The sequence below is a fragment of the Streptomyces sp. NBC_00829 genome (genome assembly GCF_045161795.1).
GTDB lineage: Bacteria > Actinomycetota > Actinomycetes > Streptomycetales > Streptomycetaceae > Streptomyces.
This window is the reverse complement of record NZ_CP108867.1, coordinates 283,589-302,737: the sequence shown is the minus strand read 5'-3', so window position 1 is coordinate 302,737 and position 19,149 is coordinate 283,589. Positions and strand designations below refer to the sequence as shown.

Here is a 19,149-nt window from a genome sequence, read left to right as displayed (position 1 = left end):
TCCTGGAAACGTATGGATCAGGAAGAGGCTTCGTGGTCGGGGAACATCCGCCGCCGGAGCTCTCGCTGGAACTGACTCGTCGTCATGTCGATGTGTGCGGCCATGAGTGCCTCGGCCTGTTCCTCGTCTCCCGAGGCGATGGCTGCGGCGATCGCCTGGTGCTGCTCGGCGGCCACCACGAGTGATCCGCCCGCGACGCCGGCCAGCCCTATGGCGCTGACCTGGCGTTGCAGGTGTTGCATGAAGTCGACTGCCGCGCCGAAGAACATGTTTGAGGCGGCCGCACCGATGGCGCCGTGGAACGCCTCGTCGGCCCGGGAGAACGCCTCGATGTCGCCGCACTGCGCCGCCTGCATCGACTGCCCAGCCGCCTCGCGTATCCCTTTGACCTGCGAGGGGGCGGCTCGCTGCGCTGCCCGTCGCGCCGTCGCGGTCTCCATGTGATGGCGGAACTCGAAGAACTCTTCCACCTGCCGCAGGTCGGCCGGCAGAAACCGCGAGAACGACTGATGCCAGGGCGCGCCCTCCGACTCGGCGACATAGATGCCGCGGCCCTTCTGCACGGACACGCGCCCCAGAGCGGAAAGGATCTTCACTGCTTCCCTGACCACCGTCCTGCTCATCTGGATGGCCTCCGCCAGATCCTTCTCGGTGGGCAGCCGGCTACCCGGGCTGAGCCGCTCTCTGACGATGTACTCGAGGATGCGCTCGGCCGCGATCTCGTAGCCGGGGCGATATCCCCCCGCAGCGTTGGCCGTCTGGGGGCTGCTGGGGGAAGGGTCGAGCCGGGTCACGTAGTGCTCCTTTCACGTGTTCCGCTCTGCGCGTGGGCTCGGGGCACGCTCGCCGGTTCCCGAAGTGTGCGCTCAATGTTTCACATCTATTTTCTACCGTGGGGCCAGTGAATCATATTTAGGGTCTTGACGCGAGAGGCCTGGCACACACACACTCGTCTCGCTCAAGGTGATCTGCACCAAAACCCGTCATCCAGGGGTGTATCGACGGGGGCCGAGACCTCAACCGGGCGCAGATGTATCGAGCACCCAGACGGCGATCGCGGCTTGCTGCGGGCGCAATCCAGAAATAAATCTGATCTATCTCTCCCACTGCACCCACGAAAGGCTCCTGCCATGCGTACTCGATCGGTCAGACGTTCGCGGTCCGGGCCGGCGCCCGCGACACGTTGGATTGCCCTTCTCGCTATCCCCGGCCTGCTCCTCGGCACGGCCGCCTGTGGCGGGAGCGAGGGAGGCGGCGACGGCAAGGTCGAGCTGAGTTACCGGATCTGGGACAGCAGCCAGCAGCCGGCCATGCAGCGCATCGTCGACGCGTTCGAGGCAGCCCACCCGAAGATCCGTGTCTCCATCCAGCTCACCGCGAACCAGGAGTACTGGACCAAGCTGCAGGCCGACGCCACCGGCGGGAGCGCGCCGGACGTGTTCTGGATGAACGGCCCCCACGCCCAGCTCTACGCCTCGAACGGCGTGCTGCTTCCGTTGGACGACCAGCTCAAGCGGGACGGCGTGAGCATGGTCAACTACCCCGCGAACCTGGTCTCCCTCTACAACTACCAGGGCAAGCAGTACGGCATACCGAAGGACTTCGACACCGTCGGGCTCTGGTACAACAAGAAACTCTTTGACGCCGCCGGGGTGAAGTATCCGGACGACACCTGGACCTGGAAGACCCTCTCCGAGGCGGCCCACAAGCTCACCGACCGCTCGAAGGGTGTTTACGGCATCCTGGCTCCGCCCTTCGGCCAGGAGAACTACTACGACACCATCTACCAGGCGGGCGGACAGGTCATCTCACCGGACGGGAAGTCCTCCGGCTATGACCAGCCGGCCACGATCTCCGGACTGCGCTTCTGGACGGACCTGGTCAAGCAGGGCTCCTCTCCTTCGCTCAAGTCGATGACGGACACCTTCCCGGGCCAGCTCTTCGAGTCCGGCAAGGCCGCCATGTACTACGGCGGCTCGTGGAACACGCTGGCGTTCGCCAAGAACGACAACATCAAGAACGACGTCGACGTAGCCGTGCTGCCCAAGGGGGTCAAGCGTGCCGTGATCATCCATGGCCTTGCCAACGTCGCCTACGCCAAGACGAAGCACCCCAAGGAAGCGGCGCAGTTCATCGAGTTCCTCGGTTCCCGTCAGGCGGCGCAGACCGAGGCGAAATACGGCGGCGTCATCCCCGCCTACAAGGGCACCGAGAGCGACTGGGTCAAGGCCGTTCCTCAGTTCCACCTGCAGTCGTTCCTCGATGAAGTGCCCTACGCGGTACCGCTGCCCACGTCCCGGAACAGCGATGCCTGGCAGTCCCAGGAGGCGCAGATCTTCGGGCCGGCCTGGTCGGGCTCCAAGGACGTCGGCGACGCGGCGCGGGAAATGGCCAAGGTGATGGACGAGGCACTGAGCAAGGAACAGTGATGTGACCGTGGCCCGAACCATAACCGTACCGCGCTCCACCGAGGACGCCGTATCCCTGGGCCGACGCGGGTGGGCCGCACGGCGCCGTCCCAGTCGCCGAGGGGAGCAGCTCTGGGCGTACCTCATGGTCGCCCCCGTGACGATCGGGCTGTCGGTCTTCTATCTGTGGCCCATCGTCCAGACCTTCTACTACAGCTTCACCAAGTCAGGGCCGTTCGGCGGACACGAATGGATCGGGGCGGCCAACTACCGCTCCTTGGTCAATGAGCCCTCGGTGGGCCAGTCCGTGATGAACACCCTGCTGTACACGGGCATCCAGTTGGCGGGAATCCCGCTCGCCGTCATGGTCGCCGCATTGCTCAACCAGCGCCGGCTGCGCGGGCGCTCGGTCTACCGGGCCGTGTACTTCCTGCCGGTCGTCACCATGCCGGTGGCCGTCGCGATGCTGTGGCGGTGGATCTACGACGGCGAGTTCGGCCTGCTGAACCACCTGCTCTCCAAGGTGGGCATCGAAGGCCAGCACTGGGCATCCGATCCGTCCATCGCCCTGTACGGGCTGGCCGCCATCGGCATCTGGATGTCGCTCGGCTACAACATGGTGATCTTCCTGGCCGGCCTCCAGGGCATTCCGACCGAGTACTACGAAGCCGCCACGATGGACGGTGCCGGCCCGATGCGGATGTTCTTCCGCATCACCGTGCCGCTCCTGAGCCCCAGCATCTTCTTCGCGACCGTCCTGACGGTGATCAATTCGCTTCAGATGTTCGATCTCGCGTACATGATGATGAGCACGCCCGGCGGCGCGGCGGGTACGGCCAATCCGGCCCTGCCGCGCGTCCGGACCATTTCCTACCTCTTCTATCAAAAGGCGTTCGTCGAGCACGACATCGGTTTCGGCGCCGCGGTCGCGTTCGTCCTGGTCGGCTTCATCCTTCTGATGACGTTCGTCCAATTCCGGCTCCAGAAGAGGTGGGTGCACTATGCATAACAGCTTTGCCGCCGGCGGCTTCCTGAGGCGGCATGCACGGTCGATGACGACCCACACCGTTCTGATCATCGGTGCGTTCGTCATGCTCGGGCCATTTGTGTGGGAAGTGCTCACCTCGCTCAAGACATTCAGCGAGACCACGCACGTTCCCCTGACGTTTCTGCCCGGGAGCTGGCAGTGGTCCAACTACAGCCAGGTCTTCGACGTACTTCCCTTCGGGCAGATGCTTCTCAACTCGGTCGGTATGACCATCGGTCGCACCGTCGGGCAGTTGGTGTTCTCGTCACTCGCGGCGTATGCGTTCGCCCGGCTGCGGTTCCGTGGTAGCAACCTGCTGTTCAGTCTTTTCCTTTCGGTGCTGATGGTGCCGGGCCTGCTGTTTCTGATTCCGCAGTACGTCATCATCCAGAACCTCGGCTGGCTGAACTCGCTGCAGGGGTTGACCGTGCCGGGGATGTTCAGCGCGTTCGGCACGTTCCTGTTGCGCCAGTTCTTCCTGGCCCTGCCCAAGGACGTCGAGGAGGCGGCCCGCCTCGACGGTGCCAACCCGCTGCGGGTGTTCTGGCACATTGCCCTGCCGCTGGCCAGACCGGGCCTGCTGGCCCTGACCATTCTCACTGCCCTGTGGTCCTGGAACGACCTCATGTACCCGCTCGTCATCAGCACGGACCCCGCGCAGATGACCGTGTCGGCCGGCCTTGCGACTCTCCAGGGCGAGCACAAGACCGACTATTCGCTCCTCATGGCGGGCTCCATCATGGCGACCGCTCCGATGATCATCACCTTCGTCCTGCTCCAGCGGCACTTCATCCGAGGGATCGCCTTCACCGGAAGCAAGGGCTAGGGCCTCACCGCAAGCAGCACCAACCGCGCGGGCCGTGGAAAGCCCGGACAGAGCGAAAGGACCCCGGCATGAACGACCTCAGGCTTGGTGTGATCGGCTTGGGTGTACGCAGTGACCTCGTCGATCTCGTCCACCGGCCGGGATCGGGATCCCGCATCGTCGCCTGCTGTGATCGCGACCCAGTGCTGCTGGACAAGGCCCGCGACCGCTTCGGTTCCGGCGTGCTCGCCGTGACGGATCATCGCGATCTGCTGCAGTCGGGGCTCGACGGCGTTTTCGTCCTCACCCCGGACCACACCCACGAGGCGATCGGCCTGGACTTCCTCCGTGCCGGGGTCCCGGTGTTCGTGGACAAGCCGCTCGCCATCACCACGGCAGGCTGCGACCGGCTTCTGACCGCCGCCCGAGAGCACGGGACACGACTGTACGTCGGACACAACATGCGGCACATGCCGGTCGTCACCGCCATGCGCCAGGCCATCGCAGACGGACAGATCGGTGAGGTGAAGGCCATCTGGTGCCGTCACTTCGTCGGCCACGGAGGAGACTTCTACTTCAAGGACTGGCACGCCGACCGCCGGAACACCACGGGTCTCCTCCTGCAGAAGGGAGCACATGACATCGATGTCATCCATTGGCTGGCGGGAGGATACTCACGCCGTGTGAACGCCATGGGTGGTCTCGTGGTGTACGGGGACATCGCCTCCCGCCGGGAGCGGACCGGGGAGCGCATGACCGACTGGCTTGCCCCGGAGGAGAACTGGCCGCCCCTCAGCCTGCGCGAACTCAATCCGGTCGTCGATGTCGAGGACCTGAGCATGATGCAGATGCAGCTGGACAACGGTGTGTTCGCCAGTTATGAGCAGTGTCACTTCACTCCGGACTACTGGCGCAACTACACCGTCATCGGAACCGAGGGGCGGCTGGAGAACTTCGGCGACTCCGACGGGGCGGTCATCAAGGTGTGGAAGCGCCGCTCGGACTACCGGGCGGACGCCGACATCACCCTGACCGTTCCGACGACGCCGGGTACGCACGGCGGAGCGGATCCCGTACTGGTCCAGGAGTTCCTGCGGTTCATCGACACGGGCGGCACCACTGTCACCTCACCCGTGGCGGCACGCGAGGCGGTCGCCGCGGGACACGCAGCCACAGTCTCCCTACGCAGCGGCGGACAACTGGTCGAGGTACCGCCCCCCGACCCCGCGGATGCCGCGTACTTCGATGGCGGCCAGACCCCGCTCCCCACCACCGGGCCGCACACGGGGGAATCGGCGGGAGGGAAGTGACCACGCAAGGCTGCTCCTCCCGCACGGATCGGTAGCGGCAGGCCGCACCGTTGACTGAAACAGGGGCGGTCGGCCGTGTGTCACCGTGCGCGCCCGCACCTTTCGGGTGAACCAGCACAGGTCGGCGCCCTGTCACGGCGCCGACCCGATCCGCCCGGCACTCCGACTCCGCCGGCTGGTACGGGCCGTGCGCCCTCGGCGTTGTTGACCCAGCAGACTCATTCGCCGAGGCACCGAGGCACCGAGGCGCCGCGAGAGCATCCCTGCCGACCAGCTCGCGGCTCATCAATGTCTGAAGAGACTCACTCTGTGAGTCGCCACTCATCGCCCGTCCGCTTCACCTTGGAGGAACTGTGGACAGACGCAGCTTTCTGATAGCCGGCGCCGCGTCGTCGCTCGCGGCGACCGCCATCACAGCAGTCCCGGCCCATGCCGCCGACGCGGCCCATGCAGCCCAGGCGTCCACCCCCTTGCGCATCAACGCCGGGTTCCTGTCACTGAGTTTGAGTAAGTCCGGTCTCGTCAGCAAACTGGCGGATCGGCGCGACGGCACTGACCACCTCCCCGCAGGCAGATCGATGCCGCTGGTCAGCGTGGTGGCCGACGGGAAGCAGGAAACCCCTACCGCGGTGCGCAGGTCGCGGCGGGATCGACGGGTGCTCGTGTTCAGCGGCAAGAAGGTGTCCATCGATGTCAAGGTCATCGAGTTGCCCACCTACACGACACTCGAGGTCGTCGGTCTGAGCGCCGCTCCCGGGGTGGACGTGCAGACGCTGCTGTGGGGTCCGCTGGCGACAGGCGTCAACCAGACCGTGGGGGAGACCGCCGGGGTCGTCCGCAACGACACGTTCGCGATCGGGATGCGGCCACTCAACGACAAGACCGTGGGTGGCTGGCCGAACGAACACCTCTCCTACGGGTTCGGCCCCGACCTCATCTGGAACCCCTACGGTCTGCAGACCGGCGCAAAGGACGAGTGGCTGGCCAGTAACGTCGCGGCGAAGACGACGTGGGGCAGCATTCTGCGCGCCTCCACCTATGACTACAGCCGCATCCGGATCCGGGAACGGACCACCGGGTACCAGATACCGCTCGGGCCGCTGCCGGCTCCCGAGGGCCGGATCGTCGGGTCGAAGGTCGCGCTGTTCGGCAGTTCTCCCGACCTCACGCTCACCGTACTGAGTCAGATCGCCAAGGAGGGGGGCTTGCCCTACCCGACCCTCAACGGCCAGTGGCAGAAGGCGGCACAGCGCACCTCGCAATCCCACTTCTGGCTTTTCGATCTCAACACGAACAACGTCACCGCCGCCAGCCAGTACGCCAAACAGGCCGGGATCAAGAACATCTACGCGATCGCCGGAAACGGGCCGTGGAAGTCGCATGGGCACTACCAGTTCAACAGCGCGTTCGGCGGCTCGGATGCGGCCGCGGCCCAGTTGGTGGCCACGGCCGCGACGCACGGCATCGACGTCGGCGTTCACACGCTGGCCGACTTCATCGATCCGGGGGACCCGTATGTCTCGCCGGCGCCGGCCGATCCCCGGCTCGCTACGGGCGGAACGGTCAAGCTGACCCGTCCGCTCGGCGCATCGGACACCACTCTCCATGTGGACGCCGACCGCCCACTCGGACCCGGTCTCGACGGGAATCGGCTCCGTATCGATGACGAGTTCATCACCTACAACTCCGTCACGAAGCTCGGCGACGCCGAGTGGGAGGTCAGTGGGCTGAAGCGCGCTCAATGGAACTCCGTGGCGCAGTCGCATCCGGCGGGTACCAGCGCGGCCCGGATCAACCAGAACGGCTACGGCGGCGCGATCGGCGGTCTGCCGATCATCGACGAGATCGCGACCCGGCTGGCCACCGCGTACAACAACACCGGCATCCGGGCCACGTCCTACGACGGGCTGGAATCAGCGGGCTACACCGGCTGGGGTGGCTACGGCTTCGCGCGTCTGGTCAACGGCGTCTACCGGCAGCTCGATTCCAAGGACGACCTCCTCACCGAATGCAGCAACCTCTCGTCCAACACCTGGGACGCCCAGTCCCGCGCCAGTTGGGGCGAGATCGGCGTCACGGACTACGCCCAGCTCATCCGGAGCAACACCTTCTACCGCGCCAACTATCTCCCCGGCATGATGGGCCAACAAGCACTGTCCGGGAACTCCAACCTTCGGACGATCGAAACCACCATGGCGCGCGCGGCCTCCCTCAACGCCGGCATCAACTTCGAGACCAGCGTGCAGAGCCTCGCCTCCGGATCGAACACCGTCGCGATCATGGCCGCAATCCAGACGTGGGAGTCCGCGCGCAACAGCGGCGCCTTTACCCCGGCCCAGAGGCAACTGCTCGCCGATCCGGCCGCCGGCTGGCACCTCAGCGTCGTCACACCCGACGCCGAATGGAACCTGCAGCAACTCGACTCCGGCGGCAAGCCCGTCGGAACACCACAGGTGGTCAAGGCCCCGAAGCCAGCCTTCACCAATCCAGAACCCCCGAGCGCCCGCGTCGGCGACCTCTACGCGTTCAAGGTCACCTTCGCCCTGCCCCAGACCATCCGCTACGACCTCACATCCGGCCACCTCCCCGCCGGGCTCACCCTCAACAAGGACACCGGCGGCATCACCGGAATCCCCACCACCCCCGGCACCCGCAAGTTCACCATCACGGCCCGCAACGGCGACGCCCTCCCCGACGCAGCGATCACTTACAAGGTGAGGGTCAGCCCGGCCTGTGTCGACTGACCCACACGTACATTGGGACATCCTGGGGCGTCATGGGTGTCCTGCGATACTGACCGGTTACGTGTATCGGCCGATGGGGCGGTAGTGCTGGCCGGGCGACCGCGGAGGCGCGCGCGGAGCCGAGAGAAACGACAGGAGGAGGTGGTGATTCCCGCCTCCTTCTTCGGCTCACGTCCGGTGTTCGTCCGGGGTCTCGCCCTCTCCAACACGACCGGCGTCACGCCGGGGTGCACCTCATCACCCCGCGTGCCCTGGGCCACGAAGATGTCCTGCCCAACCCGATCGGCACGCGCACGGCTGTCGCCTGCCACAAGGCCGAGCCGCTCCAGGGAGCCGGTCTACGGCGTCCCCGTCAAGTGGTGCCGTGCGTGTCGCGGAGTTCGCTCTTGAGGATCTTGCCGGTGGCGTTGGTGGGCAGCAGGTCGAAGAACTCCACCAGGCGGGGGTATTTGTAGCCCGCCATTTGCTCCTTGCACCAGTCGATGAACTGCTCGGCCGAGAGCGTCGCGCCCGGGGTGAGGACCACGCAGGCCTTGATCTCCTCGCCGTGGCGGTCGTGCGGTATGCCGATGACGGCGGCCGTGCTCACGGCGGGGTGGGTGTGGAGTATCTCCTCGATCTCCCGGGGGTACACGTTGAAGCCGCCGCGGATGATCATGTCTTTGGCGCGGTCGACGATGTAGAACCATCCGTCGGCGTCCCGGCGGGCCAGGTCGCCGGTGCGGAACCAGCCGTTGCGCATCACTTCGGCGGTCGCCTCGGGCCGGTTGTGGTAGCCCTTCATGACGTTGTGCCCGCGGATGACGATCTCGCCGATGGCGTCGGCGCCCTGGACGGGTGTCCAGTCCTCGGCGATCAGGTCCACCTCCACACCCCAGACCGGACGTCCGATGGATCCGGGGCGGGCTTTTTCGCCCCGGGGCGAGAAGGTGGCCGCCGGGCTGGTCTCCGAGAGGCCGTACCCCTCCAGAATGGTGACGCCGAACCGCTCGCTGAAGCGGCGGTGGATCTCGACCGGGAGCGCGGAGCCGCCCGAGCCGGCCATCCGCAGGTTCGAGGCGATCCGCGCCAGATCCACCTCGGAGGCGTTTTCTTCCAGTTCTTCCAGCAGGGCCCAGTACATCGTGGGGACGCCCGCGAAGAAGGTGACGGCATGGCGTTGCATCAGTGCCAGGGCCGATCGGGCCTCGAAGCGCGGCAGCAGGACCAGAGTGGCGTGCGACGCGATTCCGGCGTTCATCTGAACGACCTGGCCGAAGGAGTGGAACAGCGGCAGGGTGATCAGATGCACATCGTGCTCGACCTCGCCGGTGAGCTTGTGGATGGTCAGTACATTGAGCATCACGTTGGAGTGGGTGAGCTCGGCGCCCTTGGGCCGGCCGGTGGTGCCGGAGGTGTACAGGATGACGGCCGTGTCGCTGGATTCGGTGGCCACCGTGTCGAAGTCCGCGCTCTGGCCGGCCAGCGCCGCCGTCAGGGTCTTCGCCCCGGCGATCGGGGAGTCCTCGGCGGGCGCGGCGGTCATCAGGAAGAAGTGCTCGCAGCCCGGCGTCTCTTCGAAGGCAGACCAGCCCTCTTCCCCGAGCGGGAGCTCCGCGCTGCCCTCGAAGCAGAAGTAGGCCGTGGCCTCCGAGTCGGCCAGGTGGTAGGCGATCTCCCGGCTCTTGAGCAGCACGTTGAGGGGGACGACCACCGCGCCCGCCTTGAGGATGCCGTAGTACACGACCGGGAACCAGGGCAGGTTCGGGCAGGACAGCGCGACCTTGTCGCCCGGCTCGACACCGCGCGAGCGAAGCAGGTTAGCCACGCGGCACGCGGCGGCGTCCAGCTCCGCGTAGGTCAGTTGCTGCTCGCCCAGGACGACCGCGGTGCGGTCGGGGACGGTACGGGCGCTGTTCTCCAGCAGGCTAGCGAGGTTGAGCATGGATCTCCGTAGGTGGGTCGGCTCCGGGGCGGGCGCGACGGCGTCCCGGTGCCGGGGTAAGGCGTGCGCGAAGCCGGATGATGAGCACGGCATTCGTGATCGGTGACGTCGGGTGATGTGGGGGCGCGCGACGCGTGCAGCCGTCACCGTGGGCCTCCGTCTGCGCGTGGGCCGTGGGATCGGCGGCGAGGGGCGCATCGTCATATGGTTCGGTGCGCCGCGAGGAATATCGGGGTGGTCCGATCCGTCGCGGTACCACAGCGTTGAGGTTGCCGAGGGCGCTGCCGCGGTGTGCGGCGGCGCCGGTGCGGCGACGGGGGTGACCGCGATGCCGGGGGTCGCGCCTGGCGGGACCGGAACGCTGATGAGGCGAAGCGTGGCCATCGCACCGGCGTGCGCGTACGGGGGGGAGGCTCAGGCCGGCATGAGGCAGGCGGAGCAGGGAGGGGAGCGGCTCACGTCGTCCGGCTCCTGACGGCGACGGCCCTCATCTGCTGCGCTGGTTTCATGCCGGCCTGAGCTGGCTCGCGGTCAGACGAGGGAGGCGTCCAAGGTGATCACTGTGCCCGTCAGGGCCGTGCTGACAGGGCAGTTCACCTTCGCGTCCTCGGCCGCCTTGACGAATGATTCCTCGTCCAATCCGGGGACCTCGCCCTGCACGGACAGGTGGATTCCTGTGATGCCCTCACCGGCCTGGAAGTTGACCTCGGCCAGGGTGGTCAGGCGGGCCGGCGGCGTGCCGGCCTCGGAGAGCCCGTGGGACAGGGCCATGGAGAAGCAGCTGGAGTGGGCCGCGGCGATCAGTTCCTCCGGGCTGGTCGTCCCGTTCGGCTGCTCAGCCCTGGCCGGCCAGGAGACGTTGTAGGTTCCGGTGCCGGAGGAGTCCAACGAGACCCTGCCCGATCCCTCGAGCAGGTTGCCTTCCCAAAGGGTGTGGGCGCGACGGGTCGTGACCATGACGGTCCTTTCTGATGGGGTACATCCTGAGCGTATGACGATCAAGGCCCCCGCCAGCCGAGAGAGCACCCGAACACCCATAACCTCTCGGTGGGGCGGGAGGGGATTCGGTGTTTACCCGGCGGCCGCAACTCACGTTGTGCTGCAACTCAAGTTGTGGTGCACCCCGCAGCCGGTGTCGATATCACCACGCACTGCCGGCACCGCATGATTCACACGTACACATTCAGGCCAAGGGGATGGACACGGCAGGACACTCGGTCTATCCGGCGGCCTTGGTGCTGGATGTCGGCGAGGGCGCGGCCGGTCCGGGCGGGGCATCCCCGCGGCTCCAGGACGCGATCGCCCCTGAGCCCGACATCGGCTCCAGCGAACGCCCGGAAACCGAACGGGCCGCCGGCAACATCGCAGCCGCCCTGCCCGCCGGAGTCCAGCCGACCGGCTGTTCCGAGACCGGCAGCTTGCCACGACGCCGCACTCGGGCATCCGCGGACCCGGTCTCCCCTCCTCCGGGCTGGTGTTGCGCCCCTCGCCCAGGTCTCGGCGTCGAGGTCGGCGTCGGGGTCGGCGTCGGCGTCGTGCCCTGGAGGTGAGTGGGGTGCCGTGCCGGTGGCTACGGCCGGCACGGCACCCCGGTTCGGTCAGCAGCAGCGGCTGCTCGGGTGGGAGTCTTGATGCCGGGTGCGCATGTGCTCATACTCCCGGCGAGTCGGTTCGGGGGCGGACGGGTGGTGGCGGCGGTGCCGTTCGCAGTAGCGCTCGTACGCGGCCTCTCCGGTGAACTCCCTTACGTACCAACGCAGTTCGGTCAGCATGCGGCGGAGCGTCACTCGCGGGCTCCGGCGAGCGCCTTACGGGGTTCCGGCACCGTCACGTCGATCTGCGAGGCGACGTACGGTACTTCGGTGGTCGGCAGCGGGGCGGGGGAGCGCAGGGCTCGGACGCAGACCACCGCCGCGTTGACCATCACCGTCACGACCAGCACGAGGAAGAGGGCGATGAGGACGCCGTCGACGGTGGAGTTGGTGACCACCGTGTGCATGTCGTCCATGGTCTTGGCGGGAGGAAGGACGGTGCCGGCGTCGATTCCGTCGGCGTAGCGCGCCCGTTGGGCGAAGAAGCCGACGCGCGGGTCGTCGGAGAAGATCTTCTGCCAGCCGGCGGTGAAGGTGATGGCGACCACCCAGGTCAGCGGGATGGCGGTGACCCAGGCCCAGCGCTGGCGGCCGGACTTGACGAGGACGGTGGTGCAGACGGTGAGGGCGACGGCGGCGAGCAGTTGGTTGGCGATGCCGAAGAGCGGGAAGAGCTGGTTGATCCCGCCGAGCGGGTCCGTGGCGCCGGTGTAGAGGAAGTAGCCCCAGGCAGTGACGACCAGCGCGCTGGTGATCCAGATGCCCGGCTTCCAGTTGACGCGGCCGATCGGCTTCCAGACGTTGCCGAGCATGTCCTGGAGCATGAAGCGGCCCACCCGGGTGCCCGCGTCGACCGTGGTGAGGATGAACAGCGCCTCGAACATGATCGCGAAGTGGTACCAGAATGCCTTCATCGCGGCTCCGCCGAAGACCCCGGAGAAGATCTCCGACATACCGACCGCCAGCGTGGGTGCGCCGCCGGTGCGGGCGATCAGCGTCTGCTCCTCGACCGCCTTGGCCGCGGCGGTCAGTTGGTCGGGGGTGATGCTGAAGCCGAGGCCGGCCACGGCCTGGGCGGCGGATTCTGCGGTGGTGCCGAGCAGCCCGGCGGGGGCGTTCATCGCGTAGTACAGGCCGGGGTCGAGGACGGCGGCGGCGATCAGGGCCATGACGGCGACGAAGGACTCCATCAGCATCGCGCCGTAGCCGATCATCCGGACCTGGGACTCCTTCTGGATCAGCTTCGGGGTGGTCCCGGAGGCGACCAGGGAGTGGAAGCCCGACAGTGCGCCGCAGGCGATGGTGATGAACAGGAATGGGAAGAGGGAGCCGGCGAAGACCGGCCCGGTGCCGGAGGTGGCGAAGTCGCTCACCGCCTCGGCCTGCAGCTTGGGAGCTGCCACCAGGACACCGACCGCGAGCAACGCGATTGTGCCGATCTTCATGAAGGTGGAGAGGTAGTCGCGCGGCGCGAGCAGCATCCATACGGGCAGGACGGAGGCGACGAATCCGTAGCCGGCCAGGCAGAAGACGAGGGTTGTGGGGCTCCAGGTGAAGGCGCCCGCGAGCGAGGAGTTCTCGACCCAGCCACCGCCGACGATGGCGAGGAGCAGCAGCGCGACCCCGATCAGACTGGTCTCGGCAACCCGTCCCGGGCGCAGGATGTGCAGGTAGAAGCCCATGAAGAGGGCGATGGGGATGGTCATGGCAACCGAGAAGGTGCCCCACGGGGAGTGGGCGAGTGCATTGACGACGACCAGCGCCAGCACGCCCAACAGGATGATCATGATGACGAAGACCGCGATCAGCGCTGCGGCCCCGCCCACCTTGCCGATCTCCTCGCGGGCCATCTGGCCCAGACTCTTGCCGTCCCGGCGCATGGACAGGAACAGCACCACCATGTCCTGCACCGCCCCGGCGAAGATCACGCCGACGACGATCCAGATGGTCCCCGGCAGATACCCCATCTGAGCCGCCAGCACCGGCCCGACCAGTGGCCCGGCCCCGGCGATCGCGGCGAAGTGATGGCCCAGCAGCACCCTGCGGTCGGTCGGCTGGAAGTCGACCCCGTCCTCAAGTCGCTCGGCGGGGGTGGCCCGGTCGTCGTCGAGCTTCAGCACACGCCGGGCGATGAAGCGTGAGTAGAAGCGGTACGCGATGGCGTACGAGCCCAGCGCCGCGACCACCAGCCAGACGGCGGAGATCTCCTCGCCTCGGGCCAGGGCCACCATGCCCCAGGCCAAGGCGCCGAGCAGGGCGACGCAGGTCCACAGCAAGATCGATCTCGGGTTTGCGCTGTTCATCCGGTTCGTACGGACGGATCCGGGCATGGCGGCTCCTCACCTTGGCAGGCGAATAGACGTGATCAACGGGGGAGAGGCGTACGAGGAACGGCTGGAGAGCGGGGCAGGGGCCGATCAGGGCTCGTGCGGGCGGCGGGTCAGCAGATACGCCGCGAGCATGGCGAGGCTGCACCCCGGCACCCAGGCGAGCTGGTACCAGTAGAAGAACGGCACCCCAGCCAGCTCTGGCCGGTCCTGCGCGTACCAGGGCACCCAGAGCAGGGCGACGACGGGAGCGACGAGGCAGGCGCCGGCCGCGACCCGGCGCCAGACGTGGTGGGGGAGCACGATCCGAACCACTGTGACCTCCTCATTCCTGTCGGTCTGTGCAAGAGTTGTCGGCGTCCGCGATTCGGTTGACAGCAAATTTCCAGGAGATCTCCGAGGATTTCCTGTCATCGCAACCGGCCCCCCGCGCAACTCGTAGGCGACATGGCTCGCGCACTTTCAGGACACCAAGGGCGGTGACCGATGACCGAAGGCCCCATGGCCGCGGCGTTCCTCGCCGTCATCGGTGGTGCGTCCCTGCTCGCCGTCGCAGCCCGGCGGCTGCACGCCAGGGACGACCTGCCCTCCCTGGAAGGCTGGACGCTGGCCGACCGGAGCCTCGGCACCATCTGGACGTGGCTGCTGCTGGGCGGCACGATCTTCACCGCGTACACCTTCGCCGCCGTACCCGGCCTGGTGTACGGCAATGGGGCGCCCGCCTTCTTCGCCCTCCCCTACACCGTGATCGTCTGCCCACTGGCCTTCGTGCTGCTGCCCCGGATGTGGAGCGTGGCGCGGGACCGTGGCTATGTCACCGCCGCCGACTTCGTGCGCGGACGCTACGGTTCGGCGCCGCTGGCCCTGGTGGTCGCGCTCACCGGCATCCTCGCCACCATGCCGTACCTCGCGCTGCAGCTGCTGGGCATCCGCGCGGTGCTCACCGCGGGCGGGCTCTACCCGAGTGCCGCCACGGGTGACCTGGTGATGGCGGCAGTCTTCGCCGGTCTCGCGGTGGCGACCTACCGGCATGGTCTGCGCGCGCCCACCGTCATCTCGGCGCTCAAGGGTGTGGCGGTCTTCGGCTCGGTACTCGCCGTCTGCTGGCTCGTCCTGGCCCGGCTCGGCGGTCCCGGTGCGGTTTTCGACGAGGCCGCCCGCCGGCTCAGTGGTCCGGACGCCGGCAACGCCTCCCTCGTCCTCTCCCCGGAGCAGCAGCCGGCCTTCGCCACGCTGGCCCTGGGCTCGGCGCTGGCCCTGCTGATGTACCCGCACGTCCTCACCGCCGCCTTCGCCGCCTCCAGCCCCAGGGTCCTGCGCCGGGTCGCCGTCGCCCTGCCGGCCTGGACCGCGGTGCTCGCCCTCTTCGGACTGCTCGGCATCGCGGCGCTCGCCTCGGGCGTCGAGGCTCCCGAGGGCGGCGCCGAGGCCGCGGTCCCCATCCTCGTGGACCGGCTGATGCCGGCGCCGCTGGCCGGTCTGGTCTTCGGCGCGATCACGGTGGGAGCGCTGGTCCCGGCCGCCGTCATGTCGATCGCGGCCGCGACGTCGTTCGTACGCAATGTGTACGTCGAGTACTTCCACCCCACCGCCACCCCCAAGCGCCAGGTGCGGATCGCCAAGGCGGTCTCCCTCACCGCGAAGGCGGGAGCGGTCGCGTTCGTCTTCGGGCTGCGGGATCAGGACGCCATCAACCTCCAGCTCCTCGGCGGCGTATGGATCCTTCAGGTCTTCCCCGCGGTGGCCATCGGGCTGTTCACACGCCGACTGCACCACCGGGCGCTGCTCGCGGGCTGGGCCGCGGGGATGGTGTTCGGCACGGTCATGGTCGTACGGGAGGGCTTCTCGCCCGTGGTACCGCTCGGCCTGCCCGGCATGTCCGGTCATCCGCCGGAGATCTACGCGGGGCTGGCCGCCCTGATACTCAACCTGGCCCTCGCGCTGGCCGGCACCGCGGTACTGGACCGGATCGGCACACCCCGGGGTACGGACTCCACGGCACTGCCCCCTTGTCTGACAGCCAGGTACCGGCCCGGGACGGAAGCGAACAACCCATGAGACGCACCATCAGAAGCACGGCTGTCCCGCTGCCGGTGGGACAGCCGGCGGGTAACGGCGGCGCAGCCGCGGACAAGACCCTGCCGCGCCAGGTATCGGCCGACCCGGTCGAACAGGAGCGGGAGGCTGCCGTCGCCCGTCTCTTCGACCAGCACTACGCCTCGATGCTCCGCCTCGCCGCGCTGCTGGGCGCCGACGACCCCGAGAACATCGTGGCAGAGGCGTACTACCAGATCTACCGGAAGTGGCGGAAACTGCGCGATGCCGACTCCGCGGAAGCGTATCTGCGCTCCATCGTCTGCAATCTGACCCGGATGCGGATACGTCATCTCCAGGTCGCCCGCCGGCACGCCGAAACCCCCTCTGCCGACCCCATCACCTCCGCCGAGAACTCGGCTCTGCTCCGTGACGACCAGCGAGTGCTGGTCGACGCCCTCCAGCAACTGCCCGCCCGGCAACGGGAAGCCCTCGTGCTGCGCCACTGGCTCGGCCTCAGGGAAAGCGAGATCGCCGCGGCGATGGGCATTTCGGCAGGATCGGTCAAGACCCATACCTCACGCGGCCTCGCCGCTCTCACCCAGGCGATGGAGGCACGGCGATGAGCACCACCCAGGGTGCCCCCGGTACCGAGCAGCAGCTCCGCGAGGCACTGGAAGCCCTCGCACATCAGGTGCAGCCCGCCCCCGACGCCTATCGCGCCGCCCGCGGCGACTGGCTCCGCAGGGAACGCAAACGCCGCCTGGTCCTGGCGGTCCTCGTCACGGTCGTCTTCGCTCTCGCCGTACTGATCGGCCTCTGGGTCCTCAACCAGACGCCTTCCGGCTCCGGCGCGATCTTCAGCGGAGCCCACAGCCCGGTCGCCTCGGCGCCCCACGCGCAGGTCCGGCCGGTCATCAGCCCATGAACGTCCCGTGCCGCAGCACAGGCGGCGGTGCGACGGGGACCGTCGGGTCAAGACCCGGTTGCCGCGAGGTCACCGGAGCCGTCGGCGGTCACGCCTCGGATACCACAGTGCGCGGGACCCGCCCCATGCCGTCGCCGCACGCACCACGACAGGCGGGCCCAGTCGCGGCGCGGACGGCGGTACCGAGGGCATGCAGAGCGGCCTCAGGACGTGGGGTGTTCTCCACGTCCTGAGGCCGCGGCCGGCAGTTGCCCGGTGAGGGGCAGACGGCCGGGGCAGAGCAGGGTTTCGGACTTCTACTCCATGAACTGGAAGCCCCACGCCTGGCGTACGTTGCTGACCTCGAGGGGCCTCAAGGCGATGCGGGGCGGGAAGATCCGCAGCAGGCTGAGGTCCAGGGCCAGCTCCTGGCCGTCGACGGGGCCTCCCGGGACGACGACGTGGAAGGTGTGCGGCTCCGCGCTCTGGTAGAGCGCCCATTCGCGCGGTTCGGGGTACCCGACGACGGGCTTGTTCATCTCCGGGTCACCGTCGAAGGACAGATACGTTTGGCTCCTGAGATTGCGGATCGTGCAGTTGCCGTTGCTGAGTTCCTCCAGCTGCCATTCCTGCTCGCCGGGGTTGCCGGTGGGCGGCAGCAGGACAACGGGTGTCTTGGGCTCCGACGAGCCCCCTTCCATCGTGAGGAACTGCTCACGAGGACGGGCGATCATGTAGAGGCCGTTCGGTACAGGCGCCAAGGCCGACTCCACTTCTGACGTGCGGCGCCCGCGCCGGGCGCCGCCGATTCTTTGGGCCGACGAATCCCTTCCCCGCCAAGGCGCGGCAAAGGTCGGAAAGGCGCTGCGTCACCCTTCGGGAGTACAGCGGATTCGTCCCGGCCGGCCCGCCGTACCGCGCTCTGGGCGGCGGAAGGCCCAGATGTGTCAAGACACGCTTTGTGGACTCATCAGCGCCTTAGCCAGCCATGTGACGATCCGGAACCCCCTTTCGCCTTGTACGCGACATGCTGCATCTCTACCGTCACGGGTCGGACTCGCGAGGAAGAGGAGTGCATCCGTGTTCAAGAAGAGCGCCGTTGTCGCGGCCGCCGTCGGGATGGTCCTCGTACCACTGGAGGGGGTCGCCTCCGCCGCCACCCCGCTCCCGTGCGGATCGGGCTACCAGTGTGACAACTTCGACCCTGGGAGAGCCAGTTGGGACAAGAAGGACACGGATGATCGCAAGAGTCTGGGCTGCTCGACGGTCGAGCTCCGGTCCGGCAAGAACAACGGCAACTGGTACGCATGGGGCCGGCTCACGGTCGGAAGCGTCTGCGGCAGATACGACGCCTGGATCGACCGTTCCTTCGACAACGGCCGCACATGGGACCTGCTCGGCTACTTCGAGGTGAGCGACATCGAAGGATCGAACTTCGGCAACATGTTCTATTGGCCGGATGGTGCCAAGATCCGGGCCGGGGTCAAGAAGCATGGGGACCCGTTCAGCGACTCGGTGCAGACCGGCTGGCACTGAGTCGGGACTGAGACGCAGGCGCGTTGCGCTCGAACCCACCGGGTCGGGGGCGTCGCACTCGTGAAGGACGCGGGAGGGTACCCGTGAACGTGAGTCGGGCGGCTGAGTTGGACTGGCGCCCGGCTGACGTCGCCGCGTGGGTGGCCGAAACCGATGTGAAACCGCCGGGTGGGCAGCGGCGGTGGGCGGCCGAGAGGAATCCGGGATCCCCGGACGGCCGGCCGGAGGTCCGCCGGGCGTGACCGACCGCCGCCTCGCCCTGATGAGGCGGCGGCCGGCGGCGTCAGCCGTCCACGGCGGGCTCCGGCTCCAGGGCGGGGCTCTGTGCGTACGCCCCCGACAGCAGGTGGCCCGCGCCCGGGGCGACGGCGGGAAGGTCAAGGGCGCGGAGCATCGGGGTGGGCGGTGCAGACCGAGGAGGAGACCACCGGGCGGCGAGGAGTTGTTCGGCCTCCTCGCTCGTGCCGAGGGGCGGCATAGGTCCGCGCGCATCTCCCGTCAGATCACTGATGCACCGTCAATTAGCGTGCACCCA

Annotated in this window: 17 protein-coding genes; 10 read left to right on the top strand and 7 right to left on the bottom strand. The window is 67.8% G+C overall.

The genetic code is table 11. The features are described 5' to 3' along the window. Nucleotides 1-17: 17 nt before the first annotated feature. Nucleotides 18-794 (bottom strand): FadR/GntR family transcriptional regulator, encoded by a 777-nt coding sequence (locus OG293_RS01275; RefSeq protein WP_405996862.1) that lies wholly within the window; start codon nucleotides 792-794, stop codon nucleotides 18-20. A gap of 336 nt (nucleotides 795-1,130) precedes the next feature. On the opposite strand from OG293_RS01275, the gene OG293_RS01270 reads away from it, so the two are divergent. From OG293_RS01270 to OG293_RS01250, 5 genes are all read left to right on the top strand, one after another. Next, nucleotides 1,131-2,429 (top strand): ABC transporter substrate-binding protein, encoded by a 1,299-nt coding sequence (locus OG293_RS01270; protein WP_405996861.1) that lies wholly within the window; start codon nucleotides 1,131-1,133, stop codon nucleotides 2,427-2,429. A gap of 7 nt (nucleotides 2,430-2,436) precedes the next feature. Further along, nucleotides 2,437-3,417 (top strand): carbohydrate ABC transporter permease, encoded by a 981-nt coding sequence (locus OG293_RS01265; RefSeq protein WP_405996860.1) that lies wholly within the window; start codon nucleotides 2,437-2,439, stop codon nucleotides 3,415-3,417. Between the two features lie 43 nt (nucleotides 3,418-3,460). Further along, nucleotides 3,461-4,261, top strand: coding sequence for a carbohydrate ABC transporter permease (locus OG293_RS01260; protein ID WP_405996859.1), 801 nt, complete (start codon nucleotides 3,461-3,463; stop codon nucleotides 4,259-4,261). A 68-nt stretch (nucleotides 4,262-4,329) separates the two neighbouring features. Then, nucleotides 4,330-5,550 carry a Gfo/Idh/MocA family protein gene (locus OG293_RS01255; RefSeq protein WP_405996858.1) on the top strand — a complete coding sequence of 407 codons (1,221 nt, stop codon included), beginning with the start codon at nucleotides 4,330-4,332 and terminating at the stop codon, nucleotides 5,548-5,550. Between the two features lie 353 nt (nucleotides 5,551-5,903). After that, nucleotides 5,904-8,294 carry an Ig domain-containing protein gene (locus OG293_RS01250; protein ID WP_405996857.1) on the top strand — a complete coding sequence of 797 codons (2,391 nt, stop codon included), beginning with the start codon at nucleotides 5,904-5,906 and terminating at the stop codon, nucleotides 8,292-8,294. 352 nt (nucleotides 8,295-8,646) lie between these two features. Here the strand turns inward: OG293_RS01250 and OG293_RS01245 are convergent, their stop codons facing one another. Further along, a complete protein-coding gene (locus tag OG293_RS01245; protein ID WP_405996856.1) occupies nucleotides 8,647-10,218 on the bottom strand; it encodes a long-chain-fatty-acid--CoA ligase in 1,572 nt (523 codons plus the stop codon). A gap of 531 nt (nucleotides 10,219-10,749) precedes the next feature. Continuing rightward, on the bottom strand, nucleotides 10,750-11,175 hold the full coding sequence (locus tag OG293_RS01240) for an OsmC family protein (RefSeq protein WP_405996855.1): 426 nt from the start codon (nucleotides 11,173-11,175) through the stop codon (nucleotides 10,750-10,752). A gap of 239 nt (nucleotides 11,176-11,414) precedes the next feature. Here OG293_RS01240 and OG293_RS01235 point away from each other — a divergent pair, with 239 nt between their 5' ends. After that, nucleotides 11,415-11,768, top strand: coding sequence for a hypothetical protein (locus OG293_RS01235; protein ID WP_405996854.1), 354 nt, complete (start codon nucleotides 11,415-11,417; stop codon nucleotides 11,766-11,768). Nucleotides 11,769-11,816: 48 nt separating this feature from the next. Here the strand turns inward: OG293_RS01235 and OG293_RS01230 are convergent, their stop codons facing one another. The 3 genes from OG293_RS01230 to OG293_RS01220 form a co-directional block, all read right to left on the bottom strand. Further along, nucleotides 11,817-11,990, bottom strand: coding sequence for a YbdD/YjiX family protein (locus tag OG293_RS01230; protein ID WP_405996853.1), 174 nt, complete (start codon nucleotides 11,988-11,990; stop codon nucleotides 11,817-11,819). Between the two features lie 11 nt (nucleotides 11,991-12,001). Further along, nucleotides 12,002-14,140, bottom strand: coding sequence for a carbon starvation CstA family protein (locus OG293_RS01225; protein ID WP_405996852.1), 2,139 nt, complete (start codon nucleotides 14,138-14,140; stop codon nucleotides 12,002-12,004). An 87-nt stretch (nucleotides 14,141-14,227) separates the two neighbouring features. After that, nucleotides 14,228-14,452, bottom strand: a complete 225-nt coding sequence (locus OG293_RS01220) for a DUF3311 domain-containing protein (protein ID WP_405996851.1) — start codon at nucleotides 14,450-14,452, stop codon at nucleotides 14,228-14,230. Between the two features lie 171 nt (nucleotides 14,453-14,623). On the opposite strand from OG293_RS01220, the gene OG293_RS01215 reads away from it, so the two are divergent. Genes OG293_RS01215 through OG293_RS01205 form a run of 3 tightly spaced genes read left to right on the top strand, consistent with a single transcriptional unit; the run spans nucleotide 14,624 to nucleotide 17,099 of the window. Next, nucleotides 14,624-16,195: a sodium:solute symporter gene (locus tag OG293_RS01215; RefSeq protein WP_405996850.1), complete on the top strand. Its 1,572-nt coding sequence runs from the start codon at nucleotides 14,624-14,626 to the stop codon at nucleotides 16,193-16,195. Further along, nucleotides 16,192-16,797, top strand: a complete 606-nt coding sequence (locus tag OG293_RS01210) for an RNA polymerase sigma factor (RefSeq protein ID WP_405996849.1) — start codon at nucleotides 16,192-16,194, stop codon at nucleotides 16,795-16,797. Before OG293_RS01215 ends, OG293_RS01210 begins: the two co-directional genes overlap by 4 nt. Continuing rightward, nucleotides 16,794-17,099: a hypothetical protein gene (locus OG293_RS01205; RefSeq protein WP_405996848.1), complete on the top strand. Its 306-nt coding sequence runs from the start codon at nucleotides 16,794-16,796 to the stop codon at nucleotides 17,097-17,099. The genes OG293_RS01210 and OG293_RS01205 overlap by 4 nt, the downstream gene beginning before the upstream one ends. A gap of 296 nt (nucleotides 17,100-17,395) precedes the next feature. On the opposite strand, the gene OG293_RS01200 is transcribed toward OG293_RS01205, so the two are convergent. Beyond that, entirely contained in the window at nucleotides 17,396-17,839 is a 444-nt protein-coding gene (locus OG293_RS01200; protein WP_405996847.1) for a hypothetical protein, read from the bottom strand. A 319-nt stretch (nucleotides 17,840-18,158) separates the two neighbouring features. Between OG293_RS01200 and OG293_RS01195 the strand changes: the two genes are divergently transcribed. Then, entirely contained in the window at nucleotides 18,159-18,614 is a 456-nt protein-coding gene (locus tag OG293_RS01195; RefSeq protein ID WP_405996846.1) for a hypothetical protein, read from the top strand. Nucleotides 18,615-19,149 lie beyond the last annotated feature (535 nt).

Bases quoted from the DNA above. Each gene is read 5' to 3' on its own strand.
- OG293_RS01270 (WP_405996861.1), top strand. From the start codon at position 1,131: ATGCGTACTCGATCGGTCAGACGTTCGCGGTCCGGGCCGGCGCCCGCG.
- OG293_RS01260 (WP_405996859.1), top strand. From the start codon at position 3,461: ATGACGACCCACACCGTTCTGATCATCGGTGCGTTCGTCATGCTCGGG.
- OG293_RS01255 (WP_405996858.1), top strand. From the start codon at position 4,330: ATGAACGACCTCAGGCTTGGTGTGATCGGCTTGGGTGTACGCAGTGAC.
- OG293_RS01245 (WP_405996856.1), bottom strand. From the start codon at position 10,218: ATGCTCAACCTCGCTAGCCTGCTGGAGAACAGCGCCCGTACCGTCCCC.
- OG293_RS01240 (WP_405996855.1), bottom strand. From the start codon at position 11,175: ATGGTCACGACCCGTCGCGCCCACACCCTTTGGGAAGGCAACCTGCTC.
- OG293_RS01235 (WP_405996854.1), top strand. From the start codon at position 11,415: ATGGACACGGCAGGACACTCGGTCTATCCGGCGGCCTTGGTGCTGGAT.
- OG293_RS01230 (WP_405996853.1), bottom strand. From the start codon at position 11,990: ATGCTGACCGAACTGCGTTGGTACGTAAGGGAGTTCACCGGAGAGGCC.
- OG293_RS01225 (WP_405996852.1), bottom strand. From the start codon at position 14,140: ATGCCCGGATCCGTCCGTACGAACCGGATGAACAGCGCAAACCCGAGA.
- OG293_RS01215 (WP_405996850.1), top strand. From the start codon at position 14,624: ATGACCGAAGGCCCCATGGCCGCGGCGTTCCTCGCCGTCATCGGTGGT.
- OG293_RS01210 (WP_405996849.1), top strand. From the start codon at position 16,192: ATGAGACGCACCATCAGAAGCACGGCTGTCCCGCTGCCGGTGGGACAG.
- OG293_RS01205 (WP_405996848.1), top strand. From the start codon at position 16,794: ATGAGCACCACCCAGGGTGCCCCCGGTACCGAGCAGCAGCTCCGCGAG.